Source organism: Actinoplanes campanulatus (assembly GCF_014647795.1).
In the GTDB taxonomy this organism is placed as follows: Bacteria; Actinomycetota; Actinomycetes; order Mycobacteriales; family Micromonosporaceae; genus Actinoplanes; species Actinoplanes campanulatus.
Window position 1 is genome coordinate 202,873 of record NZ_BMPW01000002.1, and the last position, 16,412, is coordinate 219,284.

The following is a 16,412-nucleotide window of genomic DNA, read 5'->3' on the forward strand; positions in this document are numbered from 1 at the left end:
CCGTGGCCGACCGACTGACAATCCGTGGCGCCCGCGAACACAACCTGCGTGACGTCAACCTCGACCTGCCCCGCGACGCCATGATCGTCTTCACCGGCCTCTCCGGTTCCGGCAAGTCGAGCCTCGCCTTCGACACGATCTTCGCCGAGGGTCAGCGGCGCTATGTGGAGTCCCTGTCGTCGTACGCGCGGCAGTTCCTCGGCCAGATGGACAAGCCGGACGTCGACTTCATCGAGGGTCTGTCCCCGGCCGTCTCGATCGACCAGAAGTCGACGTCGCGCAACCCGCGCTCGACCGTGGGCACGATCACCGAGGTCTACGACTACCTGCGCCTGCTCTTCGCGCGGACCGGCATCCCGCACTGTCCGGTCTGCAAGGAGCGGATCAGCAGGCAGACCCCGCAGCAGATCGTCGACCGGGTCCTGGCGATGGCCGAGGGGACCCGGTTCATGGTGCTGGCCCCGGTGGTCCGCGGCCGCAAGGGGGAGTACGTCGACCTCTTCGCCGAACTCCAGTCCAAGGGCTACGCGCGGGCCCGGGTCGACGGTGTGGTGCATCCGCTCACCGAGCCGCCGAAGCTGAAGAAGCAGGAGAAGCACACCATCGAGGTGGTGATCGACCGGCTCAGCGTGAAGGCGTCCAGCAAGCAGCGCCTCACCGACTCGGTCGAGGCCGCGCTCGGGCTGGCCGGCGGCATCGTGGTGCTCGACTTCGTCGACCTGCCGGAGGACGACCCGGAGCGGGAACGCCGCTTCTCCGAGCATCTGGCCTGCCCCAACGACCATCCGCTCGCCATCGAGGACCTGGAGCCACGGGTCTTCTCCTTCAACGCGCCGTATGGTGCCTGTCCCGAGTGCTCCGGCCTCGGGACGAAGAAGGAGGTCGACCCCGAGCTGATCATCCCGGACGTGGAGAAGAGCCTCAGCGAGGGCGCCGTCCAGCCGTGGGCCGGCGGCACCACCCAGGAGTATTTCCTGCGCCTGCTGGAGGCCCTGGCCGGCGCCGAGAGCTTCAGCCTCGAGACGCCCTGGCGGGCGCTGCCCAGCCGGGTGCAGAAGATCGTGCTGTACGGCGCCGACGACCAGGTCCACGTGCGGTACAGGAACAAGTACGGCCGCGAACGCTCCTACTACACCGGCTTCGAGGGCGTGGTGCAGTGGATCGAGCGGCGGCACAACGACACCGAGAGCGACTGGTCGCGCGAGAAGTACGAGGGGTACATGCGCGACGTCCCCTGCTCGGTCTGCGGCGGCGCCCGGCTCAAGCCCGAGGTGCTGGCCGTGACGGTGGCCGGCAAGAGCATCGCCGAGGTGTGCAACCTGTCGGTGGGCGAGTGCGCCGAGCTGCTGTCCGGCCTGGAGCTCGACGACCGGCAGAAGATGATCGCCGAGCGGGTGCTCAAGGAGATCAACGCCCGGCTGCGGTTCCTGGTCGACGTGGGCCTGGACTACCTGTCGCTGGACCGCGGCGCGGGGACCCTCTCCGGCGGCGAGGCGCAGCGCATCCGGCTCGCCACCCAGATCGGCTCCGGCCTGGTCGGCGTGCTGTACGTGCTGGACGAGCCGTCCATCGGCCTGCATCAGCGGGACAACCACCGTCTCATCGAGACCCTGGTGCGGCTGCGCAACCTGGGCAACACGCTGATCGTGGTGGAGCACGACGAGGACACCATCCGGACCGCGGACTGGATCGTCGACATCGGGCCGGGCGCCGGCGAGCACGGCGGGCAGATCGTGCACAGTGGCACCGTCGAGGGCCTGCTGGCCAACGAGAAGTCGCCGACCGGGGCCTACCTGTCCGGCCGGAAGTCGATCCCGCTGCCGGCCACCCGGCGGCCGCAGACGCCGGGGCGCGAGGTCGTGGTGCACGGCGCCCGCGAGCACAACCTGCGCAACCTGACCGTGCCGTTCCCGCTGGGCCAGTTCATCGCGGTCACCGGGGTCAGCGGTTCGGGCAAGTCGACGCTGGTCAACGACATCCTGCACACCGTCATGGCGAACCAGATCAACAAGGCCCGGCAGGTGCCCGGGCGGCACACCCGGGTCACCGGCCTGGAGCACGTCGACAAGGTCGTCGGGGTGGACCAGTCGCCGATCGGGCGGACGCCCCGGTCGAACCCGGCCACCTACACCGGTGTGTTCGATCACGTCCGCAAGCTGTTCGCGGAGACCACCGAGGCCAAGGTGCGGGGCTACGGCCCGGGCCGGTTCTCCTTCAACGTGAAGGGCGGCCGCTGCGAGAACTGCTCCGGTGACGGCACCATCAAGATCGAGATGAACTTCCTGCCGGACGTCTACGTCCCCTGTGAGGTCTGCAAGGGCGCCCGGTACAACCGGGAGACCCTGGAGGTGCACTACAAGGGCAAGACCATCTCCGAGGTGCTGAACATGCCGATCGAGGAGGCCGCGGAGTTCTTCTCGGCGCTCCCTGCGATCCACCGGCACCTGCGGACCCTGGTCGACGTCGGCCTCGGCTACGTGCGCCTGGGCCAGCCCGCCACCACGCTGTCCGGCGGTGAGGCCCAGCGCGTCAAGCTCGCCTCCGAGCTCCAGAAACGCTCCACCGGCCGGACCGTCTACGTGCTCGACGAGCCGACCACCGGCCTGCACTTCGAGGACATCCGCAAGCTCCTGATCGTGCTCAACGGCCTGGTCGACAAGGGCAACACGGTGATCACCATCGAGCACAACCTGGACGTCATCAAGACGGCGGACTGGCTGATCGACATGGGCCCGGAGGGCGGCCACAAGGGCGGCCTGGTGCTGGCCGCCGGCACCCCGGAGGAGCTGGCCGAGGTGCCGGAGAGCCACACCGGGCAGTTCCTGCGGCACATGCTCGGGCTCACCGGCGACGGGCGGGGCTCGGCGGCCGCGACCGGCCGGGCCTCGAAGGCGAACGGGTCCACCGCCGCCCCGCGGGCGCGCGCCACTCGGTCCCGGGCGAAGGCCACCGCCTGATTTAGAAACTTCTTAGACGACTCTCAGCTACCGCACCCGGTTGGTCTCCTAAGGTCTCCCGGGTGCGGCACTGTTTGTCGGCACCAGGCAAACCGGTCGGGCGAACGTGGAGAAAGCGGGAAAATCTCACTCGGGACCGTTGAACTGATCACGGCATCTGATCCGTACCCCGGGGCGACTCCGCGTGACATTGGCGGCAGAGAACAGGTAGTGGAGGGCGACAAATGACTGACGTGCAGCCGAGGACCGACGCCGAGATCCAGCAGGACCGACCGGGCACCGCCTCGTCCCGGCGCGTCGTCCTGATGGGCGCCGGCGCCGTCGGCGCGACCGCGGTCCTCTCGGCCTGCGGCACCGGCACCAGCGGGACCAACCCGAACGGCACGGACTTCGGTGACAACCCGGTCCCGGCCGGCAGCGCCGATGCCGGCGACGGCGGTGACGCCGGCGGAAACACGGGTGGCGGCAGCGGCAACGTGCTGGTGGCGACGTCGAAGGTGGCGGTCGGCAGCGGCGTCATTCTGGACGAGGTGGTCGTCACGCAGCCCACCGAGGGCACCTACAAGGCGTTCAGCAACGTGTGCACGCACCAGGGCTGCAAGGTCTCCGTGATCAAGGACGGCTCGATCATCTGCAAGTGCCACAACAGCCTCTTCTCGATCGAGGACGGCGCCCCGACCTCGGGCCCGGCCGGTCAGCCGCTGGCCGCGGTGGCGATCGACGTGGACGGCGACAACGTGGTGACGGCGGCCTGATCCCGCCTCGTTCTCGAGGCCGGAGGCCCGGCGCCGTGGCGGCGGCACCGGACCTCCGGTCGGGCAATTCTGTCAGTCCCTGGCACTAGTGTTGGAGTTGTGCCAGACCCGTCCACGTACCGCCCGCCGCCGGGTACCATCCCGGACGCTCCCGGTGTCTACCGCTTCCGCGATCCGGCCGGCCGGGTGATCTACGTCGGCAAGGCGAAGAGCCTGCGCAGCCGGCTGAATTCGTATTTCGCCGACGTGTGGACACTGCACCCACGGACCCAGCAGATGGTCACCACCGCCGCCGGCGTGGACTGGGTGACCGTCGGCACCGAGGTCGAGGCCCTCCAGCTGGAGTTCTCCTGGATCAAGGAGTTCGACCCGCGGTTCAACGTGAAATACCGGGACGACAAGTCGTACCCGTTCCTCGCCGTCACCCTCGACGAGGAGTTCCCGCGCCTCCAGGTGATGCGCGGCGTCAAGCGCAAGGGCGTCCGCTACTTCGGCCCCTATTCGCATGCCTGGGCCATCCGCGAGACGCTCGACCTGCTGCTGCGGGTCTTCCCGGCACGGACCTGCTCGGCCGGGGTGTTCAAGCGGGCCCACCAGATCGGCCGGCCGTGCCTGCTCGGCGACATCGGCAAGTGTTCGGCGCCGTGCGTGGGCCGGGTCAGCGCCGAGGAGCACCGCGGCATCGTCGACGAGTTCTGCGACTTCATGGCCGGGCGGACCGACCAGTTCCTGAAGCGGGTCGAGCGGGAGATGCTGCGCGCCTCCGAGGATCTGGAGTTCGAGCGCGCGGCCCGGCTGCGCGACGACCTGGTGGCGCTGCGCCGGGCCCTGGAGAAGCAGACCGTGGTGCTCGGCGACGGCACCGACGCCGACATCGTGGCCTTCGCCGACGACCCGCTGGAGGCCGCCGTGCAGGTCTTCCACGTGCGCGGGGGCCGGGTGCGGGGCCAGCGCGGCTGGGTGGTGGAGAAGGTCGAGGAGCTGTCCACCGGCGACCTGGTGCACCACTTCTGCACGCAGGTGTACGGCGAGGAGCACGGCGAGACCGACGTCCCCCGCGAGCTGCTGGTGCCCGACCTGCCCGACGACGCCGCCGCGCTCGCCGACTGGCTGTCCGCGAACCGGGGCAGCCGGGTCAGCCTGCGTGTGCCCCAGCGCGGCGACAAGAAGGCGCTCATGGAGACCGTCGCCCGCAACGCCGCCGAGGTGCTGCAACGGCACAAGCTGCGCCGGGCCGGCGACCTGACCACCCGCAACCGGGCGCTCGAGGAGATCGCCGAGGCTCTCGGGATGGAGGGGGTGCCGCTGCGCATCGAGTGCTTCGACGTGTCGCAGATCCAGGGCACCGACGTGGTCGCCTCGATGGTGGTCTTCGAGGACGGGCTGGAGCGCAAGAGCGAGTACCGCCGCTTCATCGTGCGCGGCAACCCGGACGGCAGCGGCACCGACGACCTGGCGGCGATGAGCGAGGTGATGCGGCGGCGGTTCGCCCGGTTCAAGGCTCTCGAACAGCCCGACGACGGCGACCTGCCGGGCATCGACCCGCTGACCGGCAAGCCGCGCAGGTTCGCCTATCCACCTCAGCTGATCGTGGTGGACGGTGGCCAGCCGCAGGTCAACGCGGTCGCCGCGGTGCTCGCCGAGATGGGCGTCACCGACGTGGCGCTGTGCGGGCTGGCCAAGCGGCTGGAGGAGGTGTGGCTGCCGGCCGACGACTTCCCGGTCATCCTCCCGCGGACGTCGGAGGCGCTCTACCTGTTGCAGCGGGTCCGTGACGAGGCGCACCGCTTCGCCATCACATTCCACCGGCAGCGCCGCTCCAAGCGGATGACGGCGTCCGCGCTGGACGAGGTGGCCGGGCTGGGCGAGGTGCGGCGCAAGGCGCTGCTGCGGCACTTCGGGTCGATGAAGCGCATCGCCGAGGCCACCCCGGAGGAGATCGCCGAGGTGCCCGGCATCGGCCTGCGGACGGCGGAATCGGTTCTGGCGGCCCTGCGTTCACCCGACTCGGGGAAGACTGGAGAGCGGTAACGCTCCCCGGCCTACCATGTTGTCCGCGATATCGACACAGGAGGCGTGCGTGACCGAAGCGATGCCGGACCTCGGATCCGACGAGGTGCTGGAGCCCGACGAGGCCGGGACCGACCTGGTGGTGGTGACCGGGCTCTCCGGCGGTGGGCGCAGCACGGTGGCGCGAGCCTTGGAGAACGTCGGTTTCTACGTGGTCGACAACCTGCCGCAGGCCCTGATGCTGGAGATGGCCGAGCTGGCCTTCGCCGCCGGGGGAGCGGCCCGGCGTACCGCCATGGTGCTGGACGTGCGCAGCCGCGCCTTCTCCACCGACCTGACCGGCGCGGTCCGCGCGCTCAAGGAGCGCGGCTTCTCGCCCCGCGTCGTGTTCGTGGACGCCGACGACGAGGTGCTGATCCGGCGCTTCGAGTCGGTGCGGCGCTCGCACCCGCTACAGGGCGACGGGCGGCTGGCCGACGGCATCGCGGCCGAGCGCAAACTGCTCGAGGAGGCCCGCGAGCAGTCCGATGTGATCATCGACACCAGCCATCTGAACGTGAACCAGCTCCGCCGCCGGGTCGAGGAGCTGTTCGGCGGTGAGGACTCGCGCAAGCTGCGGATCACCGTGCTCTCCTTCGGCTTCAAGTACGGCCTGCCGCCGGACGCCGACTACGTGCTGGACGCGCGGTTCCTGCCCAACCCGTTCTGGGTGCCCGAGCTGCGTGAGCACACCGGCCTGGAGGAGGGGGTGAGCGGCTACGTCCTGGGTCAGGAGGGCGCGACCGACTTCGTCGCGACGTACGCCGGGCTGATCGCCGCCACCGCCCCGGGTTTCGAGCGCGAGGGCAAGCGCTATCTGACCGTCGCCATCGGGTGCACCGGCGGCAAGCACCGCAGCGTCGCGATCGCCGAGGAGCTCACCTCCCGGCTCAGCGCGATGCGGCTGTCCGCCCACACGTCGCACCGTGACCTGGGGCGCGAGTGACGGCGATCCGGGTGGTCGCCTTCGGCGGCGGACATGGGCTGAGCGCCTCGCTGCGCGCACTGCGGCACAGTGCCCGGGACCTGGATCTGGAGATCACCGCGATCGTGACGGTCGGCGACGACGGTGGCTCCAGCGGCCGCCTGCGCGTCGAACGGGACGCGCTGCTGCCGCCGGGCGACCTGCGCCAGGCGCTCGCCGCGCTGGCCGCCGACCATCCCACGCACCGGCTCACCGCGACCCTGATGCAGCACCGCTTCGAGGCGATGACGGCCCCCGCGCGGGAGTCCGTGGCCGGCCGCGGCCCGCGGATCGAGCGGCGCGCCGACCGCAGCAAGGACACCCTGGCCGGGCACACGGTGGGCAACCTGCTGCTGCTCGGGCTGATCGAGATGCTCGGCGACCCGGTCGCCGCACTGGACCACGCCGCCGAGATGGTCGGCGCGCAGGGCCGGGTGCTCCCGATGGCGCTGCACGCGGTCGGGATAGAGGCCGACGTGGTGCACGCCGACGGCTCCCGCGAGACGGTCCGCGGGCAGCACTCGGTGGCCGTGGCCGAGGGCCGGGTGGAGGCGGTGCGGCTGGACCCGGCGGATCCGCCGGCCTGCCCCGAGGCGATCACCGCGGTCCGGGAGGCCGACTGGCTGATCTTCGGCCCGGGCAGTTGGTATACGAGCGTCCTGCCGCACCTGCTGGTGCCACGGCTGGCCGAGGCGATCGTGGCGAGCCCGGCCCGCCGGCTGGTCACGCTGAACCTCAGCCCGGACAAGGAGACGATCGGGCTCTCCACCGCCGATCACCTGGCCGCCCTGCATTGGTATCTTTCCTCGCTCCGGGTGGACACCGTGCTGGCCGACGTCAAGTGGGCCGGGGAACCGGAACCGGTCCGCGCGGCCGCTCAGGAGCTCGGCGCCGAGCTGGTTCTGGTGCCGGTGGCCGTTGCCGACGGAAGCCCACGGCATGATCCTGAGGCATTGGGCGCCGCCCTGGTGCCAGTATTGGGCGCCACTCGTTGATAACTGACGTAGTGGGGCACACACTGTTCAAGATCCGGCGCATGAGGTGACAACACGATGGCGATGACGGCAGCGGTCAAGGACGAGCTGAGCCGGGTCGACGTGCCCAAGCCCTGCTGCCGCCGGGCGGAGATGGCGGCTTTGCTGCGCTTCGCCGGAGGTTTGCACATCGTTTCCGGCCGGGTGGTCGTCGAGGCGGAGCTGGACACCGGCGCGGTGGCCCGGCGGCTGCGGCGGGAGATCGCCGACGTGTACGGCTACCCCAGCGAGGTGCACGTCCTGGCGTCCGGCGGCCTGCGCAAGGGCAGCCACTACATCGTGCGGATCGTCAAGGACGGCGAGGTGCTGGCCCGCCAGACCGGCCTGCTCGACGTGCGCGGCCGCCCGGTGCGGGGCCTGCCGCAGCACGTGGTCAGCGGCAACGTGTGCTGCTCGGTGGCGGCCTGGCGGGGCGCGTTCATGGCGCACGGCTCGCTCACCGAGCCGGGCCGCTCCAGCGCCCTGGAGATCACCTGCCCGGGGCCGGAGGCGGCGCTTGCGCTGCGTGGCGCGGCCCGCCGGATCGGCATCACCGCCAAGGACCGTGAGGTGCGCGGTGTCGACCGGGTGGTGATCAAGGACGGCGACGCGATCGCCGCGCTGCTCACCCGGGTCGGCGCCCACTCCAGCGTGCTCGCCTGGGAGGAACGCCGGGTTCGCCGTGAGGTGCGCGCCACCGCGAACCGGCTGGCCAACTTCGACGACGCGAACCTGCGCCGCTCGGCCCGCGCGGCGGTCGCGGCCGCGGCCCGGGTCACCCGGGCGCTGGAGATCCTCGCCGACGACGCGCCGAACCACCTCACCTCGGCGGGCCGGCTGCGCCTGGAGCACCGTCAGGCCTCCCTGGAGGAGCTGGGCGCCCTGGCCGATCCCCCGCTGACCAAGGACGCGATCGCCGGCCGGATCCGGCGGCTGCTGGCGCTGGCCGACAAACGCGCCCGGGATCTCGGTATTCCGGACACTGAGGCCGCTGTCACACCAGAGATGATGGCCTGCTGACAGGTGATGCCGATCACGCCCATCGAGGGACCTTCGGTCCTTATCGGGTATGGCCGGAGGGGTGAGGCTGATGCCGTCGTTAGGCAACGTCGCGGTGATCCGTTTAGGTAACGTTCAGGTCGCGCCCCGCCGCTTCGCGGGCGTGCGGACTCGGATAGTGTCGCGGATGACGGCGACGCTGCCGGCAGTTCGGCCGAGCCCCCGTCATCGAAAGTCTGGGTGTGGCGGCCGGACGCCTATGTCGGCCGCTCATACGGTCGGCATGCAGACCCCTCCGCCGGTCGCAGAATCCGGCGGACCGAAACGAGGAGACCACCTGTGACCATCCGGGTTGGCATCAACGGCTTCGGCCGTATCGGTCGTAACTTCTTCCGGGCGGTTCTCGCCTCCGGCGCCGACATCGAGATCGTCGGCGTGAACGACCTGACCGACAACGCCACGCTGGCTCACCTGCTGAAGTACGACAGCATCCTGGGCCGCCTGGGCCAGGAGGTCAAGGCGTCGGCGGACGAGATCACCGTCGGTGGCAAGACCATCAAGGCGTTCGCCGAGCGCGACCCCAACAACCTGCCCTGGGGCGACCTCGGTGCCGACGTCGTGATCGAGTCGACCGGCTTCTTCACCGACGCCACCAAGGCCAAGGCACACATCGACAAGGGTGCCAAGAAGGTCATCATCTCGGCTCCGGCCAAGAACGAGGACATCACCATCGTGATGGGCGTCAACGACGGCCTCTACGACGGTGCGAAGCACACCATCATCTCGAACGCCTCCTGCACCACCAACTGCCTCGCCCCGATGGCGAAGGTCCTGAACGACACGATCGGGATCGAAAAGGGTCTGATGACCACGATCCACGCGTACACCCAGGACCAGAACCTGCAGGACGGCCCGCACAGCGACCTCCGTCGCGCCCGCGCCGCCGCGCTGAACATCGTCCCCACCTCGACCGGTGCCGCCAAGGCCGTCAGCCTGGTGCTGCCGGAGCTGAAGGGCAAGCTGGACGGCTTCGCGCTGCGGGTGCCGATCCCCACCGGCTCGGCCACCGACCTGACCTTCACCGCCTCCCGTGACACCACGGTCGAGGAGGTCAACGCCGCGATCAAGGCCGCCGCCGAGGGCCCGCTCAAGGGCATCCTGGTCTACACCGAGGACCCGATCGTGTCGGCCGACATCGTCACCGACCCGGGTTCCTGCATCTTCGACGCCGGCCTCACCAAGGTCATCGGTGGCAACCAGGTCAAGGTCGTCGGCTGGTACGACAACGAGTGGGGCTACTCGAACCGCCTCGTCGACCTGGTCAAGCTCGTCGGAGCCTGATTCTCATCATGAAGACTCTCGACGACCTGCTCGGCGAGGGTGTCTCGGGTCGGCGCGTGTTCGTGCGCGCCGACCTGAACGTCCCGTTCGACAAGGCAAACCCGGGCGTCATCAGCGACGACGGCCGCGCCCGCGCGGTGCTGCCGACGCTGATCGCCCTGCGTGACGCGGGCGCTCGCGTGATCGTAGCGTCCCACCTGGGCCGCCCGAAGGGCGCGCCGGACCCGAAGTTCACCCTGCGGCCGGTCGCGACGCGGCTCGCCGAGCTGCTCGGTTCGTCGGTGGTCTTCGCTGACGACACCGTCGGCCCGGAGGCGAAGCAGGCGGTGGAGTCCCTCCAGGACGGCCAGGTGCTGCTGCTGGAGAACCTGCGGTTCAACGAGGGCGAGACCTCGAAGGACGACGCGGTTCGGGGCGCCTTCGCCGACGAGCTGGCGGCGTTCGCGGACTTCTACGTCGACGACGCCTTCGGCGCCGTGCATCGCAAGCACGCTTCGGTGTACGACGTTCCGGCTCGCCTGCCGCACTACGCCGGTGGTCTCGTCCTCAAGGAGGTCGAGGTCCTGCGCAAGGTGTCGGAGACGCCCGAGCAGCCCTACGTCGTCGTGCTCGGCGGCTCCAAGGTCTCCGACAAGCTGGCCGTCATCCAGGCGCTCCTGCCCAAGGTCGACAAGCTGCTGGTCGGTGGCGGCATGTGCTTCACCTTCCTCAAGGCCCAGGGCCACGAGGTCGGTAAGTCGCTGCTCGAGGCCGAGATGATCTCCGTGTGCGCTGACCTGCTGGAGCAGGCTCAGGGCCGGATCGTCCTGCCCGTCGACGTCGTCGCGGCCGCCGAGTTCTCGGCTGACGCGGCGCACGATGTGGTCTCCGTGTCGGAGATCCCGGCGGACCGGCTCGGCCTGGACATCGGCCCCGAGTCCACCTCGCTGTTCGCCGAAGCGATCGCGGGAGCGAAGACCGTGTTCTGGAACGGCCCGATGGGCGTCTTCGAGCTCGCCCCGTTCGCCGCGGGCACCCGTGGCGTGGCGGAGGCGATCACCAAGATCGACGGCTTCTCGGTCGTCGGCGGCGGTGACTCGGCGGCGGCGGTCCGCACCCTCGGCCTGGACGAGTCCGCGTTCGGCCACATCTCCACCGGCGGGGGCGCGTCCCTGGAGTACCTCGAAGGCAAGACGCTGCCGGGCGTCGCCGCACTGGAGAAGTGATGACGACCCGTAAGCCGATCATCGCCGGCAACTGGAAGATGAACCTCAACCATTTCGAGGCGAATCTCCTGGTGCAGAAGCTGGCCGCGAGCCTGACCGCCGAGCAGCTGGAGGCCGTCGAGACGGTCGTCCTGCCGCCGTTCACCGACCTGCGCACCGTCGAGTCGGTGATCGCGGACGGCAAGCTGAAGATCAAGTACGGCGCGCAGGACGTGTCGCCGCACGCCGGCGGGGCGTACACCGGTGAGATCGCCGGCGCCTTCCTCGCGAAGCTGGGCTGCTCGTACGCGGTGATCGGGCACTCCGAGCGCCGCGAGTACCACAACGAGAGCGACGAGCTGATCAACGCGAAGAACAAGGCGGCCTTCGCGGCCGGTCTCGTTCCGATCTTCTGCGTCGGCGAGGGACTCGACATCCGTGAGGCCGGCAACCAGGTCGAGCACGTGCTCGCCCAGGTCGACGCCGGGCTGGAGGGGCTCAAGACCGAGCAGCTCCAGCAGATCGTGATCGCGTACGAGCCGGTGTGGGCGATCGGCACCGGCAAGACCGCGACCCCGGACGACGCGCAGGAGGTCTGTGGCGCGATCCGGGCGCGGCTGGTGGAGAAGTTCGGCGCCGAGGTGGCCGATGTCGTCCGTATCCAGTACGGCGGCTCGGTCAAGGCGGCGAACATCGCCCAGATCATGGCGCAGCCGGATGTGGACGGCGCGCTGGTCGGCGGCGCGAGCCTGGACGCCGAGGAGTTCGTCTCCATCGTGCGTTTCCCGGAGCACGTCGCACGCTGATGGTAAATAGCGCGTGCCCGGCCGTATGAATCGGCCGGGCACCCGCTATTGTGGGACCGCTGCTGTGCCCTTCGAGAGGAATGAACCCGACGATGCCGATCGCGTTCGCTTACACGTTGATCGTGTTGCTGATCATCACCAGCGTTTTGCTGACTCTGCTGATCCTTCTCCACCGGGGCAAGGGCGGCGGCATGTCCAGCATGTTCGGTGGTGGCGTCAGCTCCAGTCTGGCGGGCTCCTCGGTCGCCGAGAAGAACCTGGACCGGTACACCGTTCTGGTGGGAATCATCTGGTTCGCCTGCATCGTCGGGCTGGGCTTCTGGCTCAAATTGGAGCTGGCTGCCTGACGGCGGCTCGTAGTCGTAGAATCTGCCGCGCGGCCGGTTTCTCCGGCCGCGCGGTTTTTTGTCATCACCGTCCGGTTTGCTCCTCATCTCCGCTTCGAGCCGGACGGACCTTCGAGGCCCCTCGAGACAGGAGTGACGTCCGTGTCCAGTGGCAGCGCTATCCGCGGCAGCCGTGTCGGGTCCAGCCCGATGCGACCCGACGAGCGCACCGAACCCGCTCCGCGCCGGCAGGTGACCTATTTCTGCTCGGCCGGACACGACAGCATCATCTGGTTCGCGGCCGAGGCCGCGATCCCCGAGACCTGGGATTGTCCGCGCTGCGGTCAGCCCGCCGGGCTCGACAGTTCCAACCCGCCGGGGCGGGCGCGCACCGAGCCGTACAAATCGCATCTGGCATATGTGAAGGAACGGCGCTCCGAGGAGGATGCCGCGGCGATTCTCGCCGAGGCGCTCGCCAAGGTCCGCCAGCGACGCGGCGAATGATCGACAGCGCACCGGCCGAGCGGGGCGGCCGGTGCGCTCCTCATCGGTTCACACCGGGCCGGTGTGTCCGCTCAGGCCAGTGGGCCGGTGTCGCGGGCCACGAAACGGGCGCCGGGGTCGGCGATCACCAGGTCCTCGAAGCCCAGCCGGCGGTAGAAGGCGTAGGCGCCGTGATTCTCCGCGGCCATGCCGAGATGCACCCCCGTGATCCCGGCCGCGCGCAGACCGTCCAGGAAGGCCCCCATCAGCCCACGGCCCAGGCCGCGGCCCTGCCATTCCGGCAGCAGGTCGATGTGCAGATGCGCCGGGTAGGGCGCGAACTCCGGCCGTAGCATCCGGTCCGGGTTGCGGTGCACCGCGAGAAGGTCGGTGTCGCGCGGATCGTCCGCCGCGAACCGGTCGACGGTGGCGGGTAACCACTCCGAGCGGTACCACTCGACGAACGCCGGGGTGTCCGCCGTGCCCAGGATGTAGCCGACCGCCGCGCCGGTCCCGTCGTCGAGCACGTGCGCGTGCTCCGGCTCCCGGATCACGTAGGGGACGGCCCAGACGTCGCCGAGCAGGCGGTCGGAGCTGTGCCTGCCGCGCGCGTCGCCACCGGACGCGGCGGTGCGCACACAGATGTCGTAGATCGCGTCGAGGTCGCTGGGCCGGTAGGCGCGGATCGTCGGTTGCACCCCGGGGAGTCTAGGACTGTGGCGGCGATCACAGTCGCGGCGCCAACCTTTCGCCGGGACGCGCGTCTACTCCTGCGACAAGGCACCGATGATCAGGAGAGTCCCGATGCGTTTCTCGACCCGTGGCCTGAGCCTCACCCTCGGCGCGGCGGCCGTGCTGGGGATCGGCGGGCTGTCGGCCGCCGCGTTCGCCGACGACGCCGCGCCCACCCCGAAGCCGTCCCCGACGGTCACGGCGCCGACCGCCGAGCCGGTCCCGAGCCCCAGCGGCGAGGCGACGACGGAGCCCGCCCCGAGCCCCAGCGGCGAGGCGACGACGCCCGGGCCCGCCGACCCGGCAGCATCCCCCGCGCCGGTCACCGGGCAGGAGCCGACAGCGTCCCCGGCGCCGGCCACCGGCTACAAGGACCCGACGCCCGCGCCGTCCGCGAAGGTCACCGTGACCAAGGCGCCCCCGAAGCCCGCCGTCACACCGGGAAAGCCGGCCGTCACCCGGGCGCCGGAGACACCGGCTGCCACCCGGGCGCCGCAGAAGCCGGCCGTCACGCCGTCGCGGTCACGCTGACCCGGCGGGTACCGTTCGTTCCCGCCGCCTGACCCCGAGGTTCGCCTGTGCTCTCCGTTCTGCCCTTCCCCGCCCTGTTCGCCTGGCTGCGGGGCCTGTCCGCCGAGGTGCGCGCGGCCGGCCGCGGCGACCCGGGCGGGGCCCCGGCGATCAACGAGCTCTACCACAGCCGGCGGCTCAGCCTGGTCCGGCTGGCGGTGCTGATGGTCGACGACCTGCCGACGGCGGAGGACGTCGTGCAGGACGTGTTCACGGCGCTCTACCGGCGACACGGACCGGATCTGCGCGGGGTGACGGACCCGAACGCGTACCTCGTGACCGGGGTGACGAACGCGGCGCGCTCGGCGCTGCGCCGCCGCCGCACCGCCCGCGCCTATGTCGCTCCGCCGCCGAGGGCGATCCCGGCCGCGGAGGACGAGGCGCTGCTCGGGGAGAGCGACCGCGAGATGATGCGGGCGCTGCGCGGCCTGACCGTCCGGCAGCGGCAGGTGCTGGTGCTGCGCTACTGGTCGGAGCTCTCCGAGGGGGAGATCGCCGATACGTTGCGGGTCTCCCGCGGCACGGTCAAGTCGACGGCGCACCGGGCGCTGTCGATCCTGCGCGAGCGACTGGGGGAGCGGTGACCGACGAGGTGGAGCGCAGGTTGCGCAGCGCACTGACGGCCCGGGCCGGGCAGATCACCGCGGAACGGCTGCGGTTCGAGCCGCCGCCGACGATGGCCACGGCCCGTGCGCCGGTGCGGCGCGGATGGTGGGCCGCGACCGCGATCGCGATCACGACGGCGGCCGCCGGGGTGGCGCTGGGATTCACGCTGCTCACCGGCCCTTCCGAGCCGGCACCGATCCTTCCCGCCGATCCCGGGCCCGGCACGTCGCCGCCCGCCCCGGCCGTGTCACCCGCGCCGTCCGGGCCGTCGCCCGCCGGTCCGTCGCCCTCGTCGGCCCCGGCGACGCCGAGCCGGGCGATCACCACCACGCCGTCGAGGACGGGGGCCGGACCGGAGACGTCCGCGCCGACGAGGGCCGAGCCGGAGACATCCCCGCCGACGGCGACGGGGACGAGGTCGGTCACCGCCGGACCGCAGGTGACGCCGGGCTAGAGATCATTCCCGGTACGCGTGACCTCGTCCCGCCTCATCCAGCCCGTTCCGTCCGGTCGGCGCGTGCTTGCTGCCCGCTCCGGCCCGTGCCGCGCCCGCCGGGCGTAGATCGGTGGCCGGGTGGGCGCACACGGTCGGCCTGGCCGCGGGTGGGCGCACACGGTCGGGCGGTCGAAGCCGTGGTGACCGCACACGGAAGACGGCGCGTGCGCGGCCATCACGGCTATATGCCGCGTAGGCGACCACGACATCGCCGCTGTGTGCGCCCACCCACCCTGGTGGAACCGCGACCACCCGGCCCGGCGACAGGCCGGAGCCGGAAGCGGAACGCGGACCTCGACCACGAAAGATCGCTGGACGGCGACGGTCCCGGGCGCGTCACGCGCCCGGGACCGGAATGGCCGGGGTGGGGGTCAGGCCCGTGTGGGCACGTTCGCCGCCGCTGCCTGGTCCAGCAGCCAGAGCGTCCTCTGTACGCCGGACGCGCTCGCCGCCGGCAGATGACCGCCGGAGAGGACGGTGCCGATGGGGGCGGCCTTGTCCGGGCCGGCCGCGATCAGCCACACCTCGTCGGCGCTCTGGATGGTGGACAGGGTGAGGGTGACCCGGACCGGCGGCGGCTTCGGGCTGTCGAAGGTGGCGGCCGTCGTGCCGGTCTGCTGGAGCACCGGGTGGTCGGGGAAGAGCGACGCCACGTGCCCGTCCTCGCCGACGCCGAGCATCAGCACGTCGAACCGGGGGAGCGCGGCGCCCGGTTCCGCGGCGGCGGCCAGTTCGGACGCGTAGCCGGCCGCGGCGGCCACCGCGTCGGCGCCGTCCGGGCCGTCCGAGGCGGGCATGGCGTGCACCCGGGCCGGATCCAGCGGCAGCTTGTCCAGCAGGGCGTCGCGCGCCTGGGTCTCGTTGCGGTCCGGGTCGCCGGACGGCAGGTAGCGCTCGTCACCCCACCACAGGTCCACCCGGGACCAGTCGATGGCGGCGGAGGCCGGCAGTTCGCGGACCGCGCGCAGCACCTTGGCCGCGACCCGGCCGCCGGTCAGCACCACACTCGCCGATCCGTGCACCGCCTGCGCGTCGATGATCTTGATGGCGAGACGTGCCGCCACCGTGGACGCCAGGATGTCGGCGTCCGGTACCACCACGACCACGGTCTCACTCAATTGAGTCTCTCCT

The 16,412-nt window shown here is 70.9% G+C and carries 16 protein-coding genes; 13 read left to right on the plus strand and 3 right to left on the minus strand.

Annotation, left to right across the window (positions count from 1 at the left end):
- Nucleotides 1-2 precede the first annotated feature (2 nt).
- From uvrA to IEZ13_RS05805, 11 genes are all read left to right on the plus strand, one after another.
- Nucleotides 3-2,957: an excinuclease ABC subunit UvrA gene (uvrA, locus tag IEZ13_RS05755; RefSeq protein ID WP_183217556.1), complete on the plus strand. Its 2,955-nt coding sequence runs from the start codon at nt 3-5 to the stop codon at nt 2,955-2,957.
- A 224-nt stretch (nt 2,958-3,181) separates the two neighbouring features.
- Nucleotides 3,182-3,712, plus strand: a complete 531-nt coding sequence (locus tag IEZ13_RS05760) for a Rieske (2Fe-2S) protein (protein WP_183217557.1) — start codon at nt 3,182-3,184, stop codon at nt 3,710-3,712.
- Nucleotides 3,713-3,811: 99 nt separating this feature from the next.
- Nucleotides 3,812-5,743, plus strand: coding sequence for an excinuclease ABC subunit UvrC (uvrC, locus tag IEZ13_RS05765; protein WP_183217558.1), 1,932 nt, complete (start codon nt 3,812-3,814; stop codon nt 5,741-5,743).
- Between the two features lie 61 nt (nt 5,744-5,804).
- On the plus strand, nt 5,805-6,707 hold the full coding sequence (gene rapZ, locus IEZ13_RS05770) for an RNase adapter RapZ (RefSeq protein WP_183218345.1): 903 nt from the start codon (nt 5,805-5,807) through the stop codon (nt 6,705-6,707).
- Entirely contained in the window at nt 6,704-7,720 is a 1,017-nt protein-coding gene (locus IEZ13_RS05775; protein WP_183217559.1) for a gluconeogenesis factor YvcK family protein, read from the plus strand. The genes rapZ and IEZ13_RS05775 overlap by 4 nt, the downstream gene beginning before the upstream one ends.
- A gap of 57 nt (nt 7,721-7,777) precedes the next feature.
- Nucleotides 7,778-8,758, plus strand: a complete 981-nt coding sequence (gene whiA, locus IEZ13_RS05780; RefSeq protein ID WP_183217560.1) for a DNA-binding protein WhiA — start codon at nt 7,778-7,780, stop codon at nt 8,756-8,758.
- Between the two features lie 318 nt (nt 8,759-9,076).
- Nucleotides 9,077-10,078 (plus strand): type I glyceraldehyde-3-phosphate dehydrogenase, encoded by a 1,002-nt coding sequence (gene gap / locus IEZ13_RS05785; RefSeq protein WP_183217561.1) that lies wholly within the window; start codon nt 9,077-9,079, stop codon nt 10,076-10,078.
- An 8-nt stretch (nt 10,079-10,086) separates the two neighbouring features.
- Nucleotides 10,087-11,283, plus strand: a complete 1,197-nt coding sequence (locus tag IEZ13_RS05790; RefSeq protein ID WP_183217562.1) for a phosphoglycerate kinase — start codon at nt 10,087-10,089, stop codon at nt 11,281-11,283.
- A complete protein-coding gene (gene tpiA / locus IEZ13_RS05795) occupies nt 11,283-12,068 on the plus strand; it encodes a triose-phosphate isomerase (RefSeq protein ID WP_183217564.1) in 786 nt (261 codons plus the stop codon). Before IEZ13_RS05790 ends, tpiA begins: the two co-directional genes overlap by 1 nt.
- A gap of 92 nt (nt 12,069-12,160) precedes the next feature.
- Nucleotides 12,161-12,415, plus strand: a complete 255-nt coding sequence (gene secG / locus IEZ13_RS05800; protein WP_183217566.1) for a preprotein translocase subunit SecG — start codon at nt 12,161-12,163, stop codon at nt 12,413-12,415.
- 141 nt (nt 12,416-12,556) lie between these two features.
- A complete protein-coding gene (locus tag IEZ13_RS05805; protein ID WP_183217568.1) occupies nt 12,557-12,898 on the plus strand; it encodes an RNA polymerase-binding protein RbpA in 342 nt (113 codons plus the stop codon).
- 71 nt (nt 12,899-12,969) lie between these two features.
- On the opposite strand, the gene IEZ13_RS05810 is transcribed toward IEZ13_RS05805, so the two are convergent.
- The gene (locus IEZ13_RS05810) at nt 12,970-13,575 is read right to left on the minus strand and encodes a GNAT family N-acetyltransferase (protein ID WP_183217570.1); all 606 of its coding nucleotides are present in this window, start codon (nt 13,573-13,575) and stop codon (nt 12,970-12,972) included.
- Nucleotides 13,576-13,681: 106 nt separating this feature from the next.
- Between IEZ13_RS05810 and IEZ13_RS05815 the strand changes: the two genes are divergently transcribed.
- Nucleotides 13,682-14,140 (plus strand): hypothetical protein, encoded by a 459-nt coding sequence (locus tag IEZ13_RS05815; RefSeq protein ID WP_183217572.1) that lies wholly within the window; start codon nt 13,682-13,684, stop codon nt 14,138-14,140.
- A gap of 47 nt (nt 14,141-14,187) precedes the next feature.
- Entirely contained in the window at nt 14,188-14,763 is a 576-nt protein-coding gene (locus tag IEZ13_RS05820; protein ID WP_229794477.1) for an RNA polymerase sigma factor, read from the plus strand.
- On the opposite strand, the gene IEZ13_RS05825 is transcribed toward IEZ13_RS05820, so the two are convergent.
- On the minus strand, nt 14,705-15,211 hold the full coding sequence (locus IEZ13_RS05825; protein ID WP_183217574.1) for a hypothetical protein: 507 nt from the start codon (nt 15,209-15,211) through the stop codon (nt 14,705-14,707). The two genes, IEZ13_RS05820 and IEZ13_RS05825, sit on opposite strands and share 59 nt — an antisense overlap.
- A 441-nt stretch (nt 15,212-15,652) precedes the next feature.
- Nucleotides 15,653-16,399 carry a 6-phosphogluconolactonase gene (gene pgl / locus IEZ13_RS05830; protein ID WP_183217577.1) on the minus strand — a complete coding sequence of 249 codons (747 nt, stop codon included), beginning with the start codon at nt 16,397-16,399 and terminating at the stop codon, nt 15,653-15,655.
- Nucleotides 16,400-16,412: the final 13 nt, after the last annotated feature.

What these genes read in the sequence shown, in the direction of transcription:
- IEZ13_RS05760 (WP_183217557.1), top strand. Translation starts at nt 3,182, where the DNA reads ATGACTGACGTGCAGCCGAGGACCGACGCCGAGATCCAGCAGGACCGA.
- rapZ (WP_183218345.1), top strand. Translation starts at nt 5,805, where the DNA reads ATGCCGGACCTCGGATCCGACGAGGTGCTGGAGCCCGACGAGGCCGGG.
- whiA (WP_183217560.1), top strand. Translation starts at nt 7,778, where the DNA reads ATGGCGATGACGGCAGCGGTCAAGGACGAGCTGAGCCGGGTCGACGTG.
- IEZ13_RS05790 (WP_183217562.1), top strand. Translation starts at nt 10,087, where the DNA reads ATGAAGACTCTCGACGACCTGCTCGGCGAGGGTGTCTCGGGTCGGCGC.
- tpiA (WP_183217564.1), top strand. Translation starts at nt 11,283, where the DNA reads ATGACGACCCGTAAGCCGATCATCGCCGGCAACTGGAAGATGAACCTC.
- secG (WP_183217566.1), top strand. Translation starts at nt 12,161, where the DNA reads ATGCCGATCGCGTTCGCTTACACGTTGATCGTGTTGCTGATCATCACC.
- IEZ13_RS05815 (WP_183217572.1), top strand. Translation starts at nt 13,682, where the DNA reads ATGCGTTTCTCGACCCGTGGCCTGAGCCTCACCCTCGGCGCGGCGGCC.